At 54.9% G+C, this 24110-nt stretch carries 15 protein-coding genes, 2 tRNA genes and 4 rRNA genes; 7 read left to right on the top strand and 14 right to left on the bottom strand.

The annotated features are described in order from the left end of the window. The first annotated feature begins 512 nt into the window (after nt 1-512). From AB8W27_RS19165 to rrf (AB8W27_RS19140), 6 genes are all read left to right on the top strand, one after another. Nucleotides 513-2055, top strand: a 16S ribosomal RNA gene (locus AB8W27_RS19165). 78 nt (nt 2056-2133) lie between these two features. Then, nucleotides 2134-2209 (top strand) — tRNA-Glu (locus tag AB8W27_RS19160). 201 nt (nt 2210-2410) lie between these two features. After that, nucleotides 2411-5310: ribosomal RNA gene (locus tag AB8W27_RS19155) — 23S ribosomal RNA — on the top strand. 91 nt (nt 5311-5401) lie between these two features. Next, nucleotides 5402-5517, top strand: a 5S ribosomal RNA gene (rrf, locus tag AB8W27_RS19150). A gap of 14 nt (nt 5518-5531) precedes the next feature. Next, nucleotides 5532-5607, top strand: a tRNA-Thr gene (locus AB8W27_RS19145). 37 nt (nt 5608-5644) lie between these two features. Further along, a 5S ribosomal RNA gene (gene rrf, locus AB8W27_RS19140) occupies nt 5645-5760 on the top strand. Together the 16S, 23S and 5S rRNA genes with 2 tRNA genes alongside form the textbook arrangement of a ribosomal RNA operon. Nucleotides 5761-5977: 217 nt before the next feature. On the opposite strand, the gene AB8W27_RS19135 is transcribed toward rrf (AB8W27_RS19140), so the two are convergent. From AB8W27_RS19135 to AB8W27_RS19105, 7 genes are all read right to left on the bottom strand, one after another. Further along, nucleotides 5978-6736: an amino acid ABC transporter ATP-binding protein gene (locus AB8W27_RS19135; protein ID WP_012814958.1), complete on the bottom strand. Its 759-nt coding sequence runs from the start codon at nt 6734-6736 to the stop codon at nt 5978-5980. An 8-nt stretch (nt 6737-6744) separates the two neighbouring features. Next, entirely contained in the window at nt 6745-7842 is a 1098-nt protein-coding gene (locus tag AB8W27_RS19130) for an amino acid ABC transporter permease (RefSeq protein WP_012814959.1), read from the bottom strand. 3 nt (nt 7843-7845) lie between these two features. After that, nucleotides 7846-9027, bottom strand: a complete 1182-nt coding sequence (locus tag AB8W27_RS19125; RefSeq protein WP_012814960.1) for an amino acid ABC transporter permease — start codon at nt 9025-9027, stop codon at nt 7846-7848. Nucleotides 9028-9096: 69 nt separating this feature from the next. Continuing rightward, nucleotides 9097-10122 (bottom strand): amino acid ABC transporter substrate-binding protein, encoded by a 1026-nt coding sequence (locus AB8W27_RS19120; RefSeq protein ID WP_041923100.1) that lies wholly within the window; start codon nt 10120-10122, stop codon nt 9097-9099. A 480-nt stretch (nt 10123-10602) separates the two neighbouring features. Beyond that, the gene (locus AB8W27_RS19115) at nt 10603-10824 is read right to left on the bottom strand and encodes a hypothetical protein (RefSeq protein ID WP_007766599.1); all 222 of its coding nucleotides are present in this window, start codon (nt 10822-10824) and stop codon (nt 10603-10605) included. A gap of 347 nt (nt 10825-11171) precedes the next feature. Further along, entirely contained in the window at nt 11172-14291 is a 3120-nt protein-coding gene (locus AB8W27_RS19110; protein ID WP_012814963.1) for an efflux RND transporter permease subunit, read from the bottom strand. Between the two features lie 9 nt (nt 14292-14300). Then, the gene (locus AB8W27_RS19105) at nt 14301-15443 is read right to left on the bottom strand and encodes an efflux RND transporter periplasmic adaptor subunit (RefSeq protein WP_041923101.1); all 1143 of its coding nucleotides are present in this window, start codon (nt 15441-15443) and stop codon (nt 14301-14303) included. A gap of 438 nt (nt 15444-15881) precedes the next feature. On the opposite strand from AB8W27_RS19105, the gene envR reads away from it, so the two are divergent. Further along, the gene (gene envR / locus AB8W27_RS19100) at nt 15882-16469 is read left to right on the top strand and encodes an acrEF/envCD operon transcriptional regulator (RefSeq protein ID WP_282898625.1); all 588 of its coding nucleotides are present in this window, start codon (nt 15882-15884) and stop codon (nt 16467-16469) included. A gap of 70 nt (nt 16470-16539) precedes the next feature. Here envR and AB8W27_RS19095 read toward each other — a convergent pair whose 3' ends face one another. The 7 genes from AB8W27_RS19095 to AB8W27_RS19065 form a co-directional block, all read right to left on the bottom strand. Further along, nucleotides 16540-18612, bottom strand: a complete 2073-nt coding sequence (locus AB8W27_RS19095) for a bifunctional diguanylate cyclase/phosphodiesterase (protein ID WP_012814966.1) — start codon at nt 18610-18612, stop codon at nt 16540-16542. Nucleotides 18613-18941: 329 nt separating this feature from the next. Next, nucleotides 18942-19238 carry a DNA-binding transcriptional regulator Fis gene (gene fis, locus AB8W27_RS19090; protein WP_000462905.1) on the bottom strand — a complete coding sequence of 99 codons (297 nt, stop codon included), beginning with the start codon at nt 19236-19238 and terminating at the stop codon, nt 18942-18944. Nucleotides 19239-19263: 25 nt separating this feature from the next. Continuing rightward, on the bottom strand, nt 19264-20229 hold the full coding sequence (gene dusB, locus AB8W27_RS19085; RefSeq protein ID WP_032807645.1) for a tRNA dihydrouridine synthase DusB: 966 nt from the start codon (nt 20227-20229) through the stop codon (nt 19264-19266). 373 nt (nt 20230-20602) lie between these two features. Then, the gene (locus AB8W27_RS19080) at nt 20603-21343 is read right to left on the bottom strand and encodes a carbonic anhydrase (protein WP_041923102.1); all 741 of its coding nucleotides are present in this window, start codon (nt 21341-21343) and stop codon (nt 20603-20605) included. A gap of 180 nt (nt 21344-21523) precedes the next feature. Then, complete coding sequence (gene prmA / locus AB8W27_RS19075; RefSeq protein ID WP_012814969.1) at nt 21524-22405, bottom strand: 50S ribosomal protein L11 methyltransferase; 882 nt, start codon at nt 22403-22405, stop codon at nt 21524-21526. Nucleotides 22406-22413: 8 nt separating this feature from the next. Then, a complete protein-coding gene (gene panF, locus AB8W27_RS19070) occupies nt 22414-23868 on the bottom strand; it encodes a sodium/pantothenate symporter (protein ID WP_012814970.1) in 1455 nt (484 codons plus the stop codon). Further along, nucleotides 23858-24100 (bottom strand): YhdT family protein, encoded by a 243-nt coding sequence (locus AB8W27_RS19065; RefSeq protein ID WP_007766620.1) that lies wholly within the window; start codon nt 24098-24100, stop codon nt 23858-23860. The genes panF and AB8W27_RS19065 overlap by 11 nt, the downstream gene beginning before the upstream one ends. Nucleotides 24101-24110 lie beyond the last annotated feature (10 nt).

The following is a 24110-nucleotide window of genomic DNA, read 5'->3' as shown; positions in this document are numbered from 1 at the left end:
AATGTAGCTCACGCTCCTGAAAAAGCGCGTGTTGTTAACAGGGCCGCATTGTAGCGAAAACGTTTGCGTGGCGCTCGCAAAATTTCGGGTGATAGGCGGTTTGTGGATAACTCTGTGTGCAAAAGGGTATAAACCGGGGTTTTGCTGGGGAATGCAGCAGTCAGTCATTTTTCTGCGATTTTTGTGTTGCGGCCTGAAGAGAACTCCCTATAATGCGCCTCCATCGACACGGCGCTGATGAAAAACATCACACAGCGACGGTGAGTCGGAAAGAGAAAAATCCTGAAATTAAGGGTTGACTCTGAAAGAGGAAAGCGTAATATACGCCACCTCGCGACAGCAGGCTGAAAGCCGCGTCGCACCGCTCTTTAACAATTTATCAGACAATCTGTGTGGGCACTCGGGGCACTGATATCTTAACGTCTTCGGACGATAAATGAATATCAAGTCTCAAGTGAACAACAGTTAATTCATTACGAACTAACAGTTTAATTCTTTGAGCATCAGACTTTTAATTGAAGAGTTTGATCATGGCTCAGATTGAACGCTGGCGGCAGGCCTAACACATGCAAGTCGAACGGTAACAGAGAGCAGCTTGCTGCTCTGCTGACGAGTGGCGGACGGGTGAGTAATGTCTGGGAAACTGCCTGATGGAGGGGGATAACTACTGGAAACGGTAGCTAATACCGCATAACGTCTTCGGACCAAAGTGGGGGACCTTCGGGCCTCATGCCATCAGATGTGCCCAGATGGGATTAGCTAGTAGGTGGGGTAAAAGCTCACCTAGGCGACGATCCCTAGCTGGTCTGAGAGGATGACCAGCCACACTGGAACTGAGACACGGTCCAGACTCCTACGGGAGGCAGCAGTGGGGAATATTGCACAATGGGCGCAAGCCTGATGCAGCCATGCCGCGTGTATGAAGAAGGCCTTCGGGTTGTAAAGTACTTTCAGCGAGGAGGAAGGGGTTGTGGTTAATAACCGCAGTCATTGACGTTACTCGCAGAAGAAGCACCGGCTAACTCCGTGCCAGCAGCCGCGGTAATACGGAGGGTGCAAGCGTTAATCGGAATTACTGGGCGTAAAGCGCACGCAGGCGGTTTGTTAAGTCAGATGTGAAATCCCCGGGCTCAACCTGGGAACTGCATTTGAAACTGGCAAGCTTGAGTCTCGTAGAGGGGGGTAGAATTCCAGGTGTAGCGGTGAAATGCGTAGAGATCTGGAGGAATACCGGTGGCGAAGGCGGCCCCCTGGACGAAGACTGACGCTCAGGTGCGAAAGCGTGGGGAGCAAACAGGATTAGATACCCTGGTAGTCCACGCCGTAAACGATGTCGACTTGGAGGTTGTGCCCTTGAGGCGTGGCTTCCGGAGCTAACGCGTTAAGTCGACCGCCTGGGGAGTACGGCCGCAAGGTTAAAACTCAAATGAATTGACGGGGGCCCGCACAAGCGGTGGAGCATGTGGTTTAATTCGATGCAACGCGAAGAACCTTACCTGGTCTTGACATCCAGAGAATCCTGCAGAGATGCGGGAGTGCCTTCGGGAACTCTGAGACAGGTGCTGCATGGCTGTCGTCAGCTCGTGTTGTGAAATGTTGGGTTAAGTCCCGCAACGAGCGCAACCCTTATCCTTTGTTGCCAGCACGTAATGGTGGGAACTCAAAGGAGACTGCCGGTGATAAACCGGAGGAAGGTGGGGATGACGTCAAGTCATCATGGCCCTTACGACCAGGGCTACACACGTGCTACAATGGCGCATACAAAGAGAAGCGAACTCGCGAGAGCAAGCGGACCTCATAAAGTGCGTCGTAGTCCGGATTGGAGTCTGCAACTCGACTCCATGAAGTCGGAATCGCTAGTAATCGTGGATCAGAATGCCACGGTGAATACGTTCCCGGGCCTTGTACACACCGCCCGTCACACCATGGGAGTGGGTTGCAAAAGAAGTAGGTAGCTTAACCTTCGGGAGGGCGCTTACCACTTTGTGATTCATGACTGGGGTGAAGTCGTAACAAGGTAACCGTAGGGGAACCTGCGGTTGGATCACCTCCTTACCTGAAAGATACAACCTCGCGTGCTCACACAGATTGTCTGATAGAAAGTAAAGAAGCAGGGTTGTCTGCGAAAGCGAAGTCCCTTTCGTCTAGAGGCCCAGGACACCGCCCTTTCACGGCGGTAACAGGGGTTCGAATCCCCTAAGGGACGCCACCTGCTGGTAATGAGTGAAAGGCGTTACCGATTAATATCTCAAAACTGACTGTAAAGTCATGTTTGAGATATTTGCTCTTTAACAATCCGGAACAAGCTGAAAATTGAAACAGACATGCTGTTGCATTTCTCCGTAATAAGGAATGCGCGGTGTGTCAGAGTCTCTCAAACTCGCAGCACGAAGACTTCTTCGGGTTGTGAGGTTAAGCGAACAAGCGTACACGGTGGATGCCCTGGCAGTCAGAGGCGATGAAGGACGTGCTAATCTGCGAAAAGCGTCGGTAAGGTGATATGAACCGTTATAACCGACGATGTCCGAATGGGGAAACCCGGTGCACTCTGGTGCATCATCGTTTGATGAATACATAGTCAAACGAGGCGAACCGGGGGAACTGAAACATCTAAGTACCCCGAGGAAAAGAAATCAACCGAGATTCCCCCAGTAGCGGCGAGCGAACGGGGAACAGCCCAGAGCCTGAATCAGCTTGTGTGTTAATGGAAGCGTCTGGAAAGTCGCACGATACAGGGTGAAAGTCCCGTACATGAAAGCATACAGGCTGTGAGCTCGATGAGTAGGGCGGGACACGTGATATCCTGTCTGAAGATGGGGGGACCATCCTCCAAGGCTAAATACTCCTGACTGACCGATAGTGAACCAGTACCGTGAGGGAAAGGCGAAAAGAACCCCGGCGAGGGGAGTGAAACAGAACCTGAAACCGTGTACGTACAAGCAGTGGGAGCCTTCGTAAGAGGGTGACTGCGTACCTTTTGTATAATGGGTCAGCGACTTATATTCTGTAGCAAGGTTAACCGTATAGGGGAGCCGAAGGGAAACCGAGTCTTAATTGGGCGTTAAGTTGCAGGGTATAGACCCGAAACCCGGTGATCTAGCCATGGGCAGGTTGAAGGTTGGGTAACACTAACTGGAGGACCGAACCGACTAATGTTGAAAAATTAGCGGATGACCTGTGGCTGGGGGTGAAAGGCCAATCAAACCGGGAGATAGCTGGTTCTCCCCGAAAGCTATTTAGGTAGCGCCTCGTGAATTCATCTCCGGGGGTAGAGCACTGTTTCGGCTAGGGGGCCATCCCGGCTTACCAACCCGATGCAAACTGCGAATACCGGAGAATGTTATCACGGGAGACACACGGCGGGTGCTAACGTCCGTCGTGAAGAGGGAAACAACCCAGACCGCCAGCTAAGGTCCCAAAGTCATGGTTAAGTGGGAAACGATGTGGGAAGGCCCAGACAGCCAGGATGTTGGCTTAGAAGCAGCCATCATTTAAAGAAAGCGTAATAGCTCACTGGTCGAGTCGGCCTGCGCGGAAGATGTAACGGGGCTAAACCATGCACCGAAGCTGCGGCAGCGACACTATGTGTTGTTGGGTAGGGGAGCGTTCTGTAAGCCGTCGAAGGTGTGCTGTGAGGCATGCTGGAGGTATCAGAAGTGCGAATGCTGACATAAGTAACGATAAAGCGGGTGAAAAGCCCGCTCGCCGGAAGACCAAGGGTTCCTGTCCAACGTTAATCGGGGCAGGGTGAGTCGACCCCTAAGGCGAGGCCGAAAGGCGTAGTCGATGGGAAACAGGTTAATATTCCTGTACTTGGTGTTACTGCGAAGGGGGACGGAGAAGGCTATGTTGGCCGGGCGACGGTTGTCCCGGTTTAAGCGTGTAGGCTGACTTTCCAGGCAAATCCGGAAAGTTAAGGCTGAGGCGTGATGACGAGGCACTACGGTGCTGAAGTGACAAATGCCCTGCTTCCAGGAAAAGCCTCTAAGCATCAGGTAACATTAAATCGTACCCCAAACCGACACAGGTGGTCAGGTAGAGAATACCAAGGCGCTTGAGAGAACTCGGGTGAAGGAACTAGGCAAAATGGTGCCGTAACTTCGGGAGAAGGCACGCTGACATGTAGGTGAAGCCCCTGCGGGTGGAGCTGAAGTCAGTCGAAGATACCAGCTGGCTGCAACTGTTTATTAAAAACACAGCACTGTGCAAACACGAAAGTGGACGTATACGGTGTGACGCCTGCCCGGTGCCGGAAGGTTAATTGATGGGGTTATCGCAAGAGAAGCTCCTGATCGAAGCCCCGGTAAACGGCGGCCGTAACTATAACGGTCCTAAGGTAGCGAAATTCCTTGTCGGGTAAGTTCCGACCTGCACGAATGGCGTAATGATGGCCAGGCTGTCTCCACCCGAGACTCAGTGAAATTGAACTCGCTGTGAAGATGCAGTGTACCCGCGGCAAGACGGAAAGACCCCGTGAACCTTTACTACAGCTTGACACTGAACATTGAGCCTTGATGTGTAGGATAGGTGGGAGGCTTTGAAGCGTGGACGCCAGTCTGCGTGGAGCCAACCTTGAAATACCACCCTTTAATGTTTGATGTTCTAACCTGGCGCCGTGATCCGGCGTGGGGACAGTGTCTGGTGGGTAGTTTGACTGGGGCGGTCTCCTCCCAAAGTGTAACGGAGGAGCACGAAGGTCAGCTAATCCTGGTCGGACATCAGGAGGTTAGTGCAATGGCATAAGCTGGCTTGACTGCGAGAGTGACGGCTCGAGCAGGTGCGAAAGCAGGTCATAGTGATCCGGTGGTTCTGTATGGAAGGGCCATCGCTCAACGGATAAAAGGTACTCCGGGGATAACAGGCTGATACCGCCCAAGAGTTCATATCGACGGCGGTGTTTGGCACCTCGATGTCGGCTCATCACATCCTGGGGCTGAAGTAGGTCCCAAGGGTATGGCTGTTCGCCATTTAAAGTGGTACGCGAGCTGGGTTTAGAACGTCGTGAGACAGTTCGGTCCCTATCTGCCGTGGGCGCTGGAGAATTGAGGGGGCTGCTCCCAGTACGAGAGGACCGGAGTGGACGCATCACTGGTGTTCGGGTTGTCATGCCAATGGCACTGCCCGGTAGCTAAATGCGGAAGAGATAAGTGCTGAAAGCATCTAAGCACGAAACTTGCCCCGAGATGAGTTCTCCCTGAGACTATAAGTCTCCTGAAGGAACGTTGAAGACGACGACGTTGATAGGCCGGGTGTGTAAGCGCAGCGATGCGTTGAGCTAACCGGTACTAATGAACCGTGAGGCTTAACCTTACAACGCCAAAGAAGTCTGGCGTGTTGAGAGAGAGATTCAGCTTGTGACGGATAAATGTTCATGGCGAAAGCGGTGAACAGACAGAATTTGCCTGGCGGCTGTAGCGCGGTGGTCCCACCTGACCCCATGCCGAACTCAGAAGTGAAACGCCGTAGCGCCGATGGTAGTGTGGGGTCTCCCCATGCGAGAGTAGGGAACTGCCAGGCATCAAATTTAGTGTGCTGATATGGCTCAGTTGGTAGAGCGCACCCTTGGTAAGGGTGAGGTCCCCAGTTCGACTCTGGGTATCAGCACCAGTTTTTCGGTTAAAGTTCGGCATTTAAAAAGAATTTGTCTGGCGGCTGTAGCGCGGTGGTCCCACCTGACCCCATGCCGAACTCAGAAGTGAAACGCCGTAGCGCCGATGGTAGTGTGGGGTCTCCCCATGCGAGAGTAGGGAACTGCCAGACATCAATTAAAGAACCCCTCAGCACTGCTGAGGGGTTTTTGCTTTTATATAATCCATGATTTACTTTACCCCTCAATATTCTTCCTGAACCTGAATATCCTCTCCTGTCCTCAACGCAATTCTTCACCTGCGGCGAAAACCGCGTGGTTCATGTCTTATCCAGAGTACAAAGCATATAACAATAAGCGCCCCACCGAACCGGCGGGGCGAAAGGACGATCAGTGAATAACCTGAGAGAGAAAGGCGCGGGTACGTTCTGACCGGGGATTTGAGAAAAACGCCTGCGGCGGCGCCTCCTCTACAATTTCGCCGCGATCCATAAAGATAACCCGGTCTGCCACCGTACGCGCAAACCCCATTTCATGGGTAACGCATAACATCGTCATACCGGATTCCGCGAGTCCAATCATCGTGTCGAGCACCTCTTTGACCATTTCCGGATCGAGCGCCGACGTCGGCTCATCAAACAGCATAATTTTCGGTTTCATGCACAGCGAGCGGGCAATCGCCACGCGTTGTTGCTGTCCACCGGAGATCTGCCCCGGAAATTTATGCGCATGTTCTGCAATACGCACCCTTTCCAGATAATGCATCGCCAGCGCTTCCGCCTCTTTTTTGGGGAGCTTACGCACCCAAATCGGCGCCAGCGTACAGTTCTGCAATACGGTCAGGTGAGGAAACAGATTAAAATGCTGAAATACCATGCCTACTTCGGTACGCACCTTTTCGATATTGCGCAGGTCGTCGTTCAGCTCAATGCCGTCGACCACAATGCGCCCCTGCTGATGTTCTTCCAGATGATTGATACAGCGGATCGTGGTTGATTTCCCGGAGCCCGATGGCCCGCACAACACGATGCGCTCTCCCTGTTTCACCTTCAGGTTAATATCTTTAAGCACATGAAACTGACCATACCATTTATTGACGTTTTCCAGCGTAATCATCGCGTCGGCAGGCTGCAGTGTTATTTGACTCATGGTTATCCTCAGTGCGGCGTACGCCCGGTGTGAAAGCGCTTTTCCAGATGCTGGCTATAGCGCGACATGCTAAAGCAGAAGATCCAATAGATCAGTGCGGCAAAAACATAGCCCTCCGTCGACATCCCGAGCCAGGCGGGATCGACAGTCGCCTGTTGCACGCTGCTGAAAAGATCGAAAAGCCCGATGATAATCACCAGACTGGTGTCTTTAAAAAGGGCGATGATGGTATTGACCAGGCCCGGAATCACAAGCTTCAATGCCTGTGGCAGGATCACCAGCCCTTGTGTTTTCCAGTAGCCCAGCGCCAGCGATTCCGCTGCTTCGTACTGACCTTTGGGCAGCGCCTGCAAGCCGCCGCGAACCACTTCCGCCACATACGCGGACTGGAACAGAATCACCCCGACCAGCGCGCGGATAAGCTTGTCGATGCTGGTTCCTTCCGCCATAAACAGCGGCAGCATCACGGATGACATAAACAGCACCGTGATGAGCGGTACGCCGCGCCAGAACTCAATAAAAATCACCGAGAGCACCCGCACTACCGGCATTCCGGAACGACGCCCCAGCGCCAGGAGAATACCCAGCGGCAGCGCGCCGGCTATCCCCACCGAGGCGATAATCAGCGTCAACGTCAGGCCGCCCCACTGGCGGGTTTCGACGCGCTCAAGCCCCAGAAAACCGCCATACAGCAGCCACCACACCACAACGGGATACGCGACGGCCCAGCAGGCGATATAGCGTCCGCGTCGCGGCAGCGCGTGCCAGAACATCGGCGCAATGGACAGCAGGCCAATAATCAGCGCCAGATTAATGCGCCAGCGCTCGTCGTGTGGATAGAGCCCATACATAAACTGGCCGAAGCGGGCGTGAATAAATACCCAGCAGGCGCCTTCTTTGGTGCAGTCGGCGCGTGTGCTGCCCACCCAGTTGGCCTGAAAAAAGGCCCAGTTCAGCAGCGGTGGGATAAGCTCCCACATCATCCAGAGGCAAAACAGTGTCAGCAGGCTGTTGCCCCAGCTGGAGAACAGGTTTTTACGCATCCAGACCAGCGCGCCGCGGTTAACCGGACGCGCAGGAGCAGGCGATATCGCATTCGTCGTCATGGTTTAGCGCTCCACCAGGGCTATACGTCGGTTATAAAGGTTCATCAGCAGCGAAATCGACAGGCTGATAATCAGGTATACCGACATCGTAATAGCGATCGTTTCAATCGCCTGTCCGGTCTGGTTCAGCACCGTACCGGCAAACAGCGACACCATATCGGGGTAACCGATGGCGGCCGCGAGCGATGAGTTCTTCACGATGTTCAGATACTGGCTGGTTAATGGCGGGATAATGACGCGCATCGCCTGCGGAATGATCACCTGGCGCAGCGTGACCGGGTTCGGCAGGCCTAACGAGCGGGCCGCCTCATGCTGGCCGTACGGGACGGATAAAATCCCGGCGCGAATAATCTCAGCGATAAACGCGGAGGTATAAACGGAAAGCGCCAGCGTGAGCGCCGCCAGCTCGGGGATCAGCGCCAGCCCGCCGCGGAAGTTAAACCCGCGCAGCGCAGGCACATCCCAGCGCAACGCAGGGCCGAACGCCAGATGCGCCAGTAATGGCAGCACGATGATAAGCAGCAGCAGCGTCGGCCAGGTACGCCGCAGCTGGCCCGTCTTCATCTGGTGTTTTTTATTAAAGCGATATAACCCGGCGGAAAGCGTCAACGCGATAACCAGCGCGGCCACAAAGGCCAGCGCGCCTTCTCCCGCCTCGGGCGACGGCAGATAAAGCCCGCGGTTGCTTAAAAACGCCAGATCGAACGCGCTGACCGCCTGCCGGGGACCCGGCAAATTACGCAGCACCGCGAAATACCAGAAGAAGATCTGCAACAGCGGCGGAATGTTGCGGAAGGTCTCGATATAAACCGTAGAGAGTTTACGCAGCAGCCAGTTATCGGAGAGCCGCGCAAGACCGATAAAAAAACCGAGAAAAGAGGCGAAAACGATACAGAGCGCGGAGACCAGCAGTGTATTCATCAGACCGACCAGGAAAACGCGGCCATACGTGTCGCCTTCCTGGTAATCAATCAGATGCTGAACGATGCCAAACCCGGCGCTGCGGTCGAGAAACGCAAACCCTGAGGTAATACCCCGGCTGTTCAGGTTGGTAATAGTGTTATGAATTAAATACGCGGCGATGCCAAGCACGACAGCAATCGCCACAATCTGGTACAGCCACGCGCGAACCGCAGGGCTGGAAAGGGAAAGAGGTCCTTTCACGCCAGGGCGTCGATGCAACATAGGTAAACCTCAGGCAACCATAACTCTGGGCTGGGCGCCGCGACAGCGACGCCCGTAACGGCATAATGCTTAACGCACCGGCGGCGCGTACTGAATACCGCCTTTATTCCAGAGGTTGTTCTGGCCGCGTTTGATCTTCAGCGGGCTTTCCTGGCCGACGTTACGCTCGAAAATCTCGCCATAGTTACCGACCTGCTTAATGATGTTATATGCCCACTTGTTATCAAGCTTCAGGTCTTTACCGTAGTCGCCTTCTTTCCCTAACAGATGCGCCATATCCGGCGTGGAAGGATTAGCCGCTTTGGCGTCCACGTTTTTGGAGTCGATACCCATCTCTTCGGCGTTCAGCATGGCGAACAGCGTCCAGCGCACAATGGAGAACCACTCCTCATCGCCACGGCGAACAACCGGGCCCAGCGGTTCTTTAGAGATAACTTCCGGTAGCACAATCCATTCGGCAGGGTTGCTGAGCTTAATGCGCAGTGCGTAGAGCTGGGACTGGTCGGAGGCCAGCGTATCGCAGCGCCCGGATTCCAGCGCCTTGGCTGACTCATCGGAGCGATCGAAGGTCACCGGCGTATATTTCATATTGTTGGCTTTAAAGTAATCCGCCACGTTCAGCTCGGTATCAGTACCGGCCTGGATACACACGGTTGCGCCATCCAGCTCTTTAGCGCTTTTCAGACCCGCTTTATTATGGGTCAGGAAGCCGATGCCGTCGTAATAGGTCACGCCAGTGAAAGACATGCCCATGCCCGCATCGCGTGATGACGTCCACGTGGTGTTACGGGAAAGTACGTCCACTTCGCCGGATTGCAGCGCAGTGAAGCGCTCTTTCGCGGTCAGCGGGGTATATTTCACTTTTGACGCGTCGCCAAAGACAGCAGCAGCCACGCCGCGGCAGACATCAACGTCAATACCGGTAAACTTGCCGCCGGCATCCGCATAGGAAAAGCCCGGCAAACCGTCACTGATGCCGCACTGCACAAAACCTTTCTTTTTCACACTGTCCAGCGTGGCGCCCGCATGGGCCTGGTTAGCAACGGCGAACAGCGTGCCTGCGGCGGCCAGAGTGGCGATCATCATCTTCTTCATAATGCATCCTGTGTGGCGAGAATTATCGTTATAGATATAAGGCGACCGGGAGGCGCCAGTTTGCTGTCTGTGGCATAAGCCATAGGGGGTAAAGCAAAGGGAGTGCCAGGTTTACATCAGGCTTAAAAAGCCATGTTCAGATGTATTAAGCGAAGTGTAGACATAAAAGAAATAAATAAGCGCACTGAAAAAGTGCAAAAAGAGTATGCACGCCACATTTTGGAGCAAAATAATCAGCGTTTTATTCAGAAGGCAGGAAGATGATTTACTGCGTTAATATTGCAGGAACAATCAACGAAGAAACCTGTAAGATAACTCACGTGGGGATTTAAAATAACAAAGCAGCGACGCTAAAAAAGAACATGCTTTTAAGGCTGCTTTTTTATTATGCGCCAAAGCAATGCCAAAATTTTACCTTATGACAAAAATCTGCACCGTTTTAAAGCAGCGAGGCGGGCGCAGAGGCCCGCCGGTGTCCGCTTATTTACTCAGCGCGATAATGCCCATCGTTAACCCGGCGAGCGCAGCGGCACCGCCAGCGACAGCGCCTGCGGTTTCCCAGTTATCCTGCGTGGTGCCTTTCATGCATGTGTTGGTATGCACCAGACGGCCCTGATCGTCATAAACCGGCACGCAAGGGGAATCATGGGCGCAACCAGCCAGTAACGTACAAAGCAGCGCGGCGGGAATTACTTTTTTCATCATTCACCTCTACAGAATAAATCGCCGTCCCGAAACGATTCGAATACATTAATCATTTATCGGCAGCGGCCAGTAAAGGAAGGTTATCACGCGTCTGGCCCTGCGTTGAGAGGACAATAATTGCAATTCATGTGAAATGTAAAAATGATGGATAAGCGGGGTGCAAATCAGGATCAATGTGAAGGAATTATGGAGGATAAAAATTAACAACATCGCGCGCCGTAATGACGTCTTAATAATAATGTAATGCTGGTAAGGGCTTGCGGTGATTTTGATGATAATCGACTATGGCAAATCAGGAAAAGAAAATAAAAGAGGGCGCCGTTAAGGCGCCCGTTAATTACGGCTTACGCATTGCCGTTTGGCTTCATAAAGCGTCGGCGGATCACCACGAAAAAGACCGGCACGAAGAAAATCGCCAGTAGCGTGGCGCTGAGCATACCGCCCATCACGCCGGTGCCGACCGCGTTCTGGGCGCCGCTGCCCGCCCCGCGATTAAGCACCAGCGGCAGTACGCCGAGAATAAACGCCAGCGATGTCATCAGAATCGGACGCAGGCGTAAGCGCACCGCTTCAAGCGTCGCGTCCGTCAGGCTCCGCCCCTCTTTTTCCATCAGATCCTTCGCGAACTCGACAATCAAAATGGCGTTTTTCGCCGACAACCCGATCGTCGTCAACAGGCCCACCTGGAAATAAACGTCGTTATTGAGCCCGCGCAGCGACGCTGCCAGCAGCGCGCCGATAATCCCCAGCGGCACCACCAGCATCACTGAAAACGGAATCGACCAGCTTTCATAAAGCGCCGCCAGACACAGAAACACCACCACCAGCGAAATGGCGTATAACGCGGGCGCCTGGTTGCCGGAAAGGCGTTCCTGATAAGAGAGCCCGGTCCAGTCGTAGCCGATGCCAGAAGGCAGTTTCGCGGCGAGGCTTTCCATGAGCGCCATCGCTTCGCCGGTACTTCTGCCGGGCGCCGCCTCCCCCAGAATTTCCATGGACGGCATCCCGTTGTAACGCTCCAGACGTGGTGAGCCGTAGATCCAGTGCGACGTGGTAAATGCAGACAGCGGCACCATATCGCCGCCGCTGCCGCGCACGTAAATAGCGCCGATATCAGACGGCAACATACGGAACGTCGCATCGGCCTGGACGTAGACTTTTTTCACACGGCCCCGGTCGATAAAGTCATTGACGTAGGTGCCGCCCAGCGCCGTCATAATCGTCTGGTTAATGTCCGGAATCGACACGCCCAGCGCCTGCGCTTTCTCCTGATCGACATCCAGTTTGAACTGAGGCGTATCTTCAAGGCCATTCGGGCGTACGCGCGTCAGTACGTCCGGATGCTCATGAACCATGCCCAGCAGCTGATTGCGCGCCTGCGTCAGCGCGTCATGCCCCAGGTTGGCCTGATCTTTCAGCTCGAAGTCAAAGCCGGTGGCGGTGCCCAGTTCAAGAATGGCCGGGAGGTTAAACGGAAAAACCAGCCCGTCCTGGAGCTTGCCGAATGCATGGCTTGCGCGGGAAACAATCGCCCCGACGCTGTTTTCATGACCGGGGCGCTCCTCCCACGGCTTAAGGCTGATAAACGCAATCCCGGCGTTTTGCCCCTGACCGCTGAAGCTAAAGCCGCTGACGGTAAATACCGAGTCCACATTGGCTTTCTCATCGTTGAGATAGTAATGCGTCACCTGGTCGAGCAGTTGCTGAGTGCGCGCCTGCGTCGCGCCCGACGGCAGCTGCACCATCGTCATAAAGACGCCCTGATCTTCTTCCGGCAGGAAGGATGTCGGCAGGCGGACAAAGAGTACCGTCATACCCGCCACAATCAGCAGATAGAGTAAAAGATAGCGCCCGGTTTTATGCAGAATACCGCCCACGCTCTGGGTGTAGTGGTTTACGCTCAGATCAAAGCGCGCATTAAACCAGACGAAAAACTTCGCTTTCTTCTCGTGGTGATCGTCCGCCGCCGGTTTGAGCAGCGTGGCGCACAGGGCTGGCGTGAGGATCAGCGCCACCAGCACGGAAAGCGCCATAGAGGAGACGATAGTCACGGAGAATTGCCGGTAGATAGCGCCGGTCGAGCCGCCAAAGAACGCCATCGGCACGAAAACGGCAGAGAGCACCATTGCGATCCCTACCAGCGCGCCCTGAATCTGCGACATCGACAGCTGCGTCGCCTCTTTAGGCGGCAGTTTCTCTTCCGCCATCACGCGCTCGACGTTTTCGACCACCACGATGGCGTCATCCACCAGCAGCCCTATCGCCAGCACCATCCCGAACATCGTCAGGGTATTGATGGAATAACCGAACGCCGCCAGCACCGCGAAGGTGCCGAGCAGCACAACCGGCACGGCGATGGTAGGGATAAGCGTCGCCCGCAGGTTTTGCAGGAACAGGTACATCACCAGGAAAACCAGGACGATGGCTTCAAACAGCGTTTTCACCACTTCGTGAATGGAGATTTTCACAAACGGCGTGGTGTCGTAGGGATAAACCACCTTCATGCCCTGAGGGAAATAGTGCTGCAAATCGGCAAGCGTCGTTTTAATCGCCTTTGCGGTATCCAGCGCGTTGGCGCCGGTAGCAAGCTTGATGCCAAGCCCCGTGGCGGGCTGACCGTTAATTTTGGTCAGCATATTGTAGTTCTCGCCGCCCAGTTCAATCCGCGCCACGTCGCGCAGGCGCACCTGCGAGCCGTCCGGGTTGACCTTCAGCATAACGCGGCCAAACTCCTGCGGATCTTTAAGCCGCGTCTGGGCGATGATCGACGCGTTAAGCTGCTGCCCCGGCACGGCGGGCGTGCCGCCGAGCTGGCCTGCGGCTATCTGGTTATTCTGCGCTTTCAGTTGATTGATAACGTCCAGCGGCGTGAGCTGGTAGTTATTCATCGCATGCGTATCAAGCCAGATGCGCATGGCATATTGCGCGCCGAACAGCTGCACGTCGCCGACGCCATTGGTGCGGCTGATCGTGTCTTTAACATCCGAAGAGACGTAGTCAGCGATATCTTCCTGGGTCAGCAGCGGGTTGTCGCTAATAAATCCGGCAACCAACAGGTAACTACTGCTGGATTTCTCGACGCTCACGCCCTGTTGCTGGACCTCCTGCGGCAGCAGCGGCATGGCGAGCTGCAGCTTATTTTGCACCTGCACCTGGGCGATGTCCGGGTCAGTACCGGAGGTAAAGGTGAGCGTGACGGTCACGCCGCCCGCGGAGTCGCTGGTGGAGGACATGTACATCAGGTTATCGATGCCATTCATGTTCTGCTCGATAACCTGCGTTACGGTGTCCTGCACCGTCTGCGCATCGGCGCCCGGATACGTCGCCGAAACGGCGATAGCGGGCGGGGCGATGGTCGGGTACTGGGCGATGGGAAGCTGTAAGATCGCCAGCGCGCCCGCCATCATCATGATTATCGCCAGAACCCAGGCGAAAATAGGGCGTTGAATAAAGAAGTTAGCCATAGCGTTACCTTATTTCGCAGGCGCGGAAACGGGCGTGACGACGGCGCCCGGATGCGCTTTTTGCAGTCCGCTGACGATGACTTTCTCGCCCGTTTTAAGCCCGCTGGTGACGAGCCAGTTCTCTTTAATGGCCTGACTTGTCGTGACGCTGCGGTTTTCCACCTGGTTTTTCTCATTAACGACCATGACCATCGCCTCGCCGCGCGGCGTGCGCGTCACGCCCTGTTGAGGCACCAGAATGGCGTCAGGCTGAATTCCTTCGTGAATGCGGGCGCGCACGAACATCCCAGGCAGCAGGAGATGCTGCGGGTTCGGGAAAAGTGCGCGCAGCGTAATCGAGCCGGTGCTCTCATCGACGGTAACGTCGGAGAACTGCAACTGGCCTTTCAGCGGGTAGGTATCGCCGTTTTCCATTACCAGTTCGACGTTCCCGGCATCGGCTTCTTTTTCAACGTTCCCCTGGGCCATCGCATTTTTCAGGCGCAGAAAATCGGTGCTGGATTGCGTGACGTCCACATACATCGGATCGAGCTGCTGAACCGTCGCCAGTTCGCTCGCCTGGCTGTTGGTCACGAGCGCGCCTTCGGTCACGCTGGATTTGCCGATGCGTCCGCTGATTGGCGAAGTGACTTTCGTCCAGGCCAGATTGATTCTGGCGCTCTCAAGCGCGGCTTTCGCCGCCGCGACGCTCGCCTCTGCCTGATGAGCACTTGCTACCGCCTCGTCATATTCCTGCTTGCTGATGTACTGCGTGCCCGTCAGCGCCGCGTAACGTTTTACCGTCAGGCGGGCCATCTCGGCCGCGGCCTGCGCTTTCGCGAGATCTCCTCTGGCGCTCTGCCACGCCGCCTGATACATCGCGGGGTCTATCTGGTAGAGCGAGTCGCCTGCGTTAACATCAGCGCCTTCGGTAAAGTTTCGGCTGAGGATAATACCGCTGACCTGCGGACGAACCTGGGCTACGCGAAACGCGCGGGTGCGGCCCGGCAGTTCGGTGACCACCGCGACGGGAGAAGGCTGCACGATATGCACGGTCACCTGGGGCGCGGCGGCGGCAGGCGCGTTATCACTTTGAGAATCACAACCTGTCATCCCTGACACACAGAAGTACAGGCCAAGAGGCATAAGCAGAAGCCTGGCATAATTGGTCATTGCTGTTCCTTTATTAGCATAAATACGATATCCACCGTCAGGCCGGTAGCAGGAATATGGATGAGCTGAAAATAACAAAGCGCTATCGTACAAATAATCCGGCGTCTGTGTCAGCATTCCTTATTTATTCGGACAGCGAAAAGCATCAGAAAGCAAAGAATGTGCTTCATTTATTTTTAGTTTTATGATTTCCGAAATGAGTTTGTTACTGCCTGCGCGGAAATATGTCACGAATGAAATGTATTTATATTTTGTATTTTAATTATTAATTCATTCTTTAAATCTATATAAAAAATCACACCCTTAAAAAGCCAGGATGTGATAAAAACGGCAAAGCTCTTTTAATGTCTACCCCGCCAGGAAAAGGCAAGGTGATTTATGGCCCGGAGAACCAAACAAGAGGCGCTCAAGACGCGCCAGCAACTGATCGATGCCGCCATTTTTATGTTTGCCGAGCAAGGTGTCGCGCATACCACGCTTACCGATATCGCGCAGGCCGCGCAGGTGACGCGCGGCGCGGTGTACTGGCATTTCACCAGTAAGGCGGAATTGTTTAATGCAATCTGGCAGCAGCAATTACCGGTAAGAGACATCATCCGCCCGACCATTTCAGAGGAGGCGTGGCGCGATCCTTTACGTTTATTACGGGAAACATTCATTGCCGCACTGCAATATATCGCCAGGAGTCCACGTCAGCGCGCGCTGCTGCAAATTCTTTACCGTAAATGCGAATTTGATGAAGCGATGATGCCGGAGGGCGAAATCCGCGAGCGTATTGGGTTCAGCAGGCGTTATGTTGGCGAATTATTGCGGCAGGGCATTGCGGATAAACAAATCGCCGGCTCTTTGGATGTCGATATCATGTTAACGATTTTACACGGCTGCCTGAGTGGTATTCTTAAAAACTGGTTATTTCAACCCGACGCCTGCGATCTTTTCAGTCAGGCGCCCGCGCTGGTGGACAATATATTGCGCATGTTGCCGCGCCCGGAAAATAACGGCGCGCAACCGGGTAATCAAAAATAAACGCCTCTTCGCCAGCCGTCTGGTAGCCGCTGGCGTGGCGCTTAGCCTGAGGTGCTTTCTTCTGTTACCGCTACCGGCTGAGGGGCGCCAGATTTTCACCTTCGCGCGTGATCACCTCCGGTGGCAACGGTTTGCCGAGCAAATAGCCCTGTAAGGTGTTGCAGCCAAGCTCCGTGAGGAACTGCTGCTGTTCAACCGTTTCCACCCCTTCGGCCACTACCCGCAGATTAAGGGTCTTCGCCAGCGCTACAATGGCGGAAACGATCGTCGCATCCTCGCCCTCGGCGCGTAATTCATTCACAAATGCGCGGTCAATTTTCAGTTCGCTGGCGGGCAGACGCTTCAGATAGAGTAGGCTCGAATAACCCGTACCGAAATCGTCAATCGACGCTTTCACGCCGAGCTCCGTGAGCCGGGTAAGCAATCGCACACTTTCATCCGGATTACTCATGGCCGTGGTTTCGGTCACTTCCAGAATCAGTTTCTCCGGCGCTATCTGATGGCGTTCAAGACAGCCCATTACCATCTCCACCAGGCCCGGCTGCTCAAACTGCATCGTGGAGAGATTCACGGCAACCGACCAGGCGGTGTGACCCGCCAGGTGCCACTCATTCAACTGGCGGCAGGCTTCGTCCAGCACCCATTCGCCAATATTAATAATCATCCCGGTTTTTTCCGCCAGCGGCAGAAACGCATCAGGCGACAGCAGCCCGTATTGCGGATGCTGCCAGCGCAGCAGCGCCTCAAAACCGACAACCGGTCCGGAAGGCGCCTGGAATTTTGGCTGATAAACAAGGCGAAGCTCTTTACGCTCGCGCGCCAGCCAGAGATCATTCATCAACTGAAGCTGGGTCTGCGCCTGGGTGTTCATGGAAGGCTGGAAAAAACTGTAACCGTTACGGCCGGTGTGCTTGGTGTGGTACATCGCGGCATCGGCATTAAACAGCAGCTCACGGCTATTTTTGCCGTCGTGCGGGTAGAAGGCGATGCCGATGCTGATCGTCACCACGACTTCATAAGGCTGAATGGTAAAAGGCGTATCGAACGCGTGCACCAGGGCGTTGGCAAGCCCCGCCGCGTCATTGGGCTGATCGGTTTCCGCCAGTAATACAAACTCATCGCCGCCGATGCGCGCCAGCGTAAACTGCCCTTTAAGCTGTTCCTTCAGGCGCTCGGTAACGGCAACCAAAAGCCGGTCGCCCGTGTTATGTCCGTAGGCGTCATTGACGGCTTTGAAGCCGTCGAGATCCATAAACATCAGCGTAAAACGGCTCTCTTCGCGATCGGCTTTGCTAATCGCCTGATCGAGACGATCCTCAAGCAGAATACGATTCGGCAGGCGCGTGAGCGTGTCGTGCAGCGCCAGCTGGGCCAGTTCTTTATTGGCTTCAGCCAGTGAAGAGGCGAGCAGCGAGGTGCGCGCCTGCAGACGGGCGTCGAACATCGACATCAGCAGCGAGATGCCGAGTATCGCAAGCGTCACCAGCGTCACGACCAGCGCCAGCCAGCGGGTATTCACGCCCATATGCGTGGCATGGGTGTGGCCGGAAAAATTGGCGGCCAGCATACCGGTATAATGCATGCCCGCGATCGCAATCCCCATAATGATGGCGGCCCCCGCGCGCATCAGCGCGACGTGGCCCACATCCTGGCGCAGCCGGAAAGTGAGCCACAGCGCGGCCACCGAGGCCAGCAGGGCAATCACCACTGACAGCGCTACCCATCCCCAGGCCCAGATAATGCCCGGCTCCACCAGCAGCGCCGCCATACCGGTATAGTGCATCGCGGCAATACCGCAGCCCAGAACCAACGAGCCAGGAATAAGACGAGAGGCTTTTAGCTCAGCGCCGGACACCAGCCACAGCGCGAACAGCGCGGAGCCGATGGCGATAAGCAGCGATGCCGTGGTAATGAGAGGGTCATAACTTAACGTGACAGGCAGGCTCATCGCCAGCATGCCGATAAAATGCATCGCCCAGATGCCTATGCCCATTGCGACGCTGCCGCCCACCAGCCAGATGCGCGCGACGTGGCCGCTGCTGGTGGTCACGCGCCCGGCCATATTCAGCGCGGTACTTGACGCCAGGATAGCCACTATAAAAGAGGTCACAACAAGAACATGGTCGTAATGACTAACCAGCATGGCGTCTCATCCAAAAAGGGTCGTGCATCCTCAGGCCTTGCCTGGCGGGCCTGCGGAGTGTAGAGGGAGCGCTGAACATTATCACTGCCGAAAACCCGGCGGAAGCAATTTAAGACCCCTTAGTGTCAATGGATTTGACAGGTATAACCGTGTTCAGCCATGTCGCTACGGCGCCGATATTTCTGGCACGATACTGACATTAGTGTAGCGCGGGGGCGGTATTTGTCAGGCCAGGCGGGAGAACGGCGGCAGGGCGATCGGCACAAAACAAAAAAGGCGCTTCCCCATGCCGGTTAGCGCCTTTTTAATCAGCAATTTACTAAGCGAACTTAGTTCATGCCGTATTTTTTCAATTTTTTACGCAGCGTACCGCGGTTGATACCCATCATCAGCGCAGCGCGGGTCTGGTTGCCGCGGGTGTATTGCATCACCATGTCCAACAGGGGCTGTTCTACTTCAGCCAGTACCAGCTCATACAGATCATTAACATCCTGACCATTCAGTTGAGCAAAATAGTTCTTCAGTGCCTGTTTTACCGAGTCACGCAGGGGCTTTTGAGTCACCTGATCCTGAGAGTTAACGGTAGAAACGGTCAGTACGTCAGAATTTACGCGTTGTTCGAACATAGTTCTGTCAGCTCTTTATTTCTGTTTACGCAAAATTTTCGAAGTATGCCTCCAACGCCTCCAGCTGTTCGCTGGCATCCTCAATGGCGTTGAATGTGCGCCGAAACTGGTCATCTGGAGCATGTTCCTGGAGATACCAGGCTACATGTTTACGCGCGATTCGGTACCCCTTTGCCTGGCCGTAAAAGTCATGCAATTCCCGAACGTGCGCGCAAAGCAAACGCTTAACCTCTGCCAGAGGCAGAGGGGGCAGCAACTCCCCAGTGTCCAGATAGTGCTGGATTTCCCGGAAGATCCAGGGTCTTCCCTGAGCCGCGCGACCTATCATCAGAGCATCAGCCCCTGTATAGTCGAGCACAGCTCTGGCTTTATGCGGGGAAGTAATGTCGCCATTCGCAATAACCGGAATGGAGACCTTCTGCTTAACTGTCCGAATGCTGTCGTATTCTGCGTTGCCCTGAAACAAACAGGCGCGCGTGCGGCCATGAATCGTCAGCGCCTGAATACCACATTCTTCAGCCAATTGGGCAATTTCTACACAGTTACGGTTAGCCGGATCCCAGCCGGTGCGAATTTTCAGCGTAACGGGAACGTCCACTGCGTTAACTACCGCGGTCAGGATAGACTTCACCAGTTCCGGGTATTGCAGAAGGGCTGAACCTGCCAGCTTGCGATTCACTTTTTTAGCCGGGCAACCCATATTGATATCAATAATCTGGGCGCCGTTATCCACGTTAATACGCGCGGCTTCCGCCATCTCTTCGGGCACGCTGCCGGCAATTTGCACCGTGCGAATACCCGGCTCATCCACATGTACCATCCGCAACCGGGATTTATCGCTCGCCCAGACTTCAGGGTTAGAGGACATCATCTCAGAAACGGTTAACCCTGCTCCCATCTCGTAGCACAGCGTCCGAAACGGTCTGTCTGTAATGCCAGCCATCGGGGCTGCGATCAGGCGATTTCTGAGCTGGTAGTGTCCGATACGCATGAGTGAAGAAATGACCATACTGTGCCTGCAAGGCGGCGTATATTACGCATTTTTTGCACGAGATGAAAGGCCAAACTTTGAACAATCCGATGCGACAGATCAATGAATCGGCGTCTGTACTGAATCCCTTAATAAATTAAACTTAACAATCATAGCGTTAAACAAAATCGCTGAAAAAACATACGTGAAAAAAATCCCGGAAAACGTTCTTTTTTTAACGAAACGGCAGGCGCAGAAGCGAGATAAACGGCGATAAATTGTGCGAATTAAGCGATAAAATGCGATCTGAGTCTCGTTATATCGCTGGTGGATCCTGCGAGGGAGGGCAGAAATGCTGGTTAAAAGGCGGGCGGACTTTTCCGCCCGTAGTGGATTATTCTACGACTACACGCCCGTGAAGAGGCTGCACGGGACGGTTATTATCGTGATGCATAACCTGTTTGAATTTATTGAGCTGCTCTGATGACAGCGTCAGTGGATGCTTCAGCACAAGCCAGGCAATACCTTCACTGCAGGGCGGCGTGGTTAGCGAACCGCTAAAACGATAGTACGTCTTATCTTTCGGCAGCAGTTTATTGATATCGATAGCGGCGGTCAGCGGTTGACTGGCGTCGGCATGGTCAGGCAGCGCCTGCCAGAGCTTCTCAAGTTCGGCGTTCGCCGCTCCGGTTTTAAACATCACCGCGACAACCGCTATCTCACCGGCCGCGTTTTTATGCACCAGATGCATTTCGAGATCGTAATGCTTGCCGTGAAGCGTATTTTCACTTGGCGCATGGAAATGGAACTGCTGGAGGCGATACGGCACGCCATCGATCAGGACGTTATCTTGCGTTGTTTCCGGCAGTGTCGCCTGAATAGTATGGCCGTTATTGAGGATCAGCGACGGGCCGTCAATATAGTGCGTATTCAGCGGCACGACATGGGCTTTTAACGTGTTGTCGATATCAATAGGTGACTGGTTCATGCCTTTCTGGCACAGGCTGAAATCCGGATCCAGCGATCCCCAGTGATCGGGCGCGCCTTCACCTTCATAACTCCAGTGAGAGGCCATCGCCAGGGCGGGGAACAGACTCAGGGCGAGCCAAACGGAACGAGCAATTTTCGTAGCCATAAACGAATTCTCTGTATGAATAATGAATGCTTTCTCATTCGTGAAATATATATTTCACACAGTTATTATAAGGTTATGGCGGGTCACCCAAAAATCAAACAGTGTATAAAAAAACAAAAAAGCGCGGAGAATGCCGCGCTTTTTTGTAACGATTGATGCTTTAGCTGTTAGTGATGGACTCTAGCGCTTCACGCCGGTAATCCGGCACCACTCTTCTTTTTCCACGACCGGATCGAGCGTAAACAGCGCGTCATACGCCTCGCATACGCTTTGTGCCTGGCTTGCCAGAATACCGGAAAGGCCCAGTCGCCCGCCCTGAACCGGCAGTACGCTAATCAGCGGCGCGAGTTCGCGCAGCGGGCCTGCAAGAATATTGGCGACTACGACGTCAGCCTGCATATCCGCGGGCTGGTTTTCCGGGAGATAAAGCTCCAGGCGCTCCGAGACGCCGTTGCGCTCGGCATTATCGCGGCTCGCCTGAATCGCCTGCGGGTCGATATCCACGCCGATCGCTTTCGCCGCGCCCAGTTTCAGTGCGGCAATCGCCAGAATGCCGGAGCCGCAGCCAAAATCGATAACGGTTTTACCGGCCAGATCCAGCCCGTCCAGCCACTGCAGGCAGAGGGAGGTCGTCGGGTGTGTGCCGGTGCCGAACGCCAGGCCCGGATCGAGCATCACGTTAACGGCGTTCTCATCCGGCACGTCGCGCCAGCTTGGGCAGATCCACAGCCTTTCGCCGAAGCGCATCGGGTGGAAGTTATCCATCCACTCGCGCTCCCAGTCTTTATCTTCCAGCTGCTCGATTTTATGGGCGAAGCCTGCGCCGGGAAGCGGGGCGTTTTCCAGCATGGCGACCACATCCTGCATGTCTGTTTCCGCGTCAAACAGGCCGATGACGTCGGTATCGCCCCACAGGCGAGTTTCACCCGGCAGCGGCTCGAACACCGGCGTGTCGTGGGTGTCCTGGAAGGTCACGGAGACCGCGCCGCTTTCCATCAGCGCATCGCTAATCGCTTCGGCGTTAGCGCCAGTGGTGTTTATTTTCAGTTGGATCCAGGGCATGGCATTACTCATTCATTAACAGAGGAAACAGGCGCGGCCTGCGGAACCGGGCGACCGAAAAGGTTACCCGCCACAAAGGCCAGCAGACTCAACAGCAGGGACGGCACAATTGGATGAAAGCCGAACAGCTGTATTTTAAACGTGGCCAGCAGCGCGTAAAGCACGCCGCCGACAATCATACCGGACAGCGCGCCTGCCGCGTTGGCGCGTTCCCAGTAAAGGCCCAGCACCAGCGGCCAGAGGAACACGGCTTCCAGCCCGCCAAAGGCCAGCAGGTTGAGCCAGATAATCATTTCGGGCGGACGCCACGCGGCCAGCAGCAGCAGGACACTGAGCACTAACGTAATCAGCGACGACATCCGCTTCAGGCGTTTCTCGTTGTGGATCTCCGCCGGACGGAGATTCAGCCACAGATCTTTGACGATCGTCGCGGAAGACTGCAACAGCTGCGCGTTGATCGTCGACATGATCGCAGCCATCGGCGCGGCGAGGAAGATCCCGGCGGCGAAGGGCGGCAGAACCGTCACCATCAGCGTCGGGATAACCAGATCGGGCACATGTAAATCCGGAAGCACCGCGCGGCCCAGCGCACCGGCAAGATGCATCCCCAACATCAAAATCGCCACGACAATCGTGCCGAGAATAATGCCGCGATGCACCGCTTTGCTGTCTTTATAGGAGATACAGCGCACCGCCGTATGCGGCAGGCCGATCACTCCGAAACAGACCAGCACCCAGAACGACGTCATAAACGCGGGCGACAGCATATCTTCCGCGCCCTGCGGCGACACCAGTTTCGGGTCGATATGCTGAAGCTTATCCACCGCGCTGTGCAGGCCGCCAGCCGCATGGACTACGCCTATCAGCAAGACGGTGGTGCCGATAAGCATCACCAGACCCTGCAGCGTGTCGTTAAGGACGCTTGCGCGAAAACCGCCGAACGCGGTGTAGAGCGCAATACTGATGCCAAAAATCAGCAGGCCGGTTTCGTAAGGAATGCCCGCTGCCGTCTCCAGCAGGCGCGCGCCGCCGATAAACTGTACCGTCATGGCGCCAATAAACGCCACCAGCAGGCTCAGGCTCGCCAGCCATACCAGCAGCCGACTCTGAAAGCGCGCGTAGAGCATATCGTTAAGCGTCACGGCGTTATAACGCCGAGAGAGGATGGCGAATTTCTTGCCGAGAATACCGAGCGACAGCCAGACGGCAGGCAGCTGGATCATCGCCAGCAGCACCCAGCCGAGCCCATATTTATACGCGGCGCCCGGCCCGCCGATAAACGAGCTGGCGCTGACATAAGTGGCGGTCAGCGTCATCGCCAACACCACGCCGCCCATCGAACGACTGCCGAGGAAATATTCATTCAGGAAATTGCCGCTGCTGCGGCGCTTCATCGCATACAGCGACAGGCCAAACACCACCAGCAAATAGGCGACAAGAGGCACAATGACGTCATGCTGCATCGTTATCCTCCAGAGGAATGTCGCGGAAAATCACGCGCACCATCAGCCAGCAAAGCAGAATAAACAGCAGCGGCACCAGCAGGCAGGCCATCTCAAACCAGTGCGGCAGGCCAGTGATGCCCTGTTGCGAATCAGGTAAGTAAGCGGCCACCAACCAGGCGGCGAGATAGAGGAGGGTCAGCCACAGCGCCCAGCGCGCTTCTTTATGGGCCTGAACAAAGCGTTTGTCCATTGTCATACCC

The organism is Cronobacter turicensis, from assembly GCF_041222865.1.
Lineage (GTDB): Bacteria > Pseudomonadota > Gammaproteobacteria > Enterobacterales > Enterobacteriaceae > Cronobacter > Cronobacter turicensis.
This window is presented reverse-complemented; position numbering and strand designations above follow the sequence as displayed.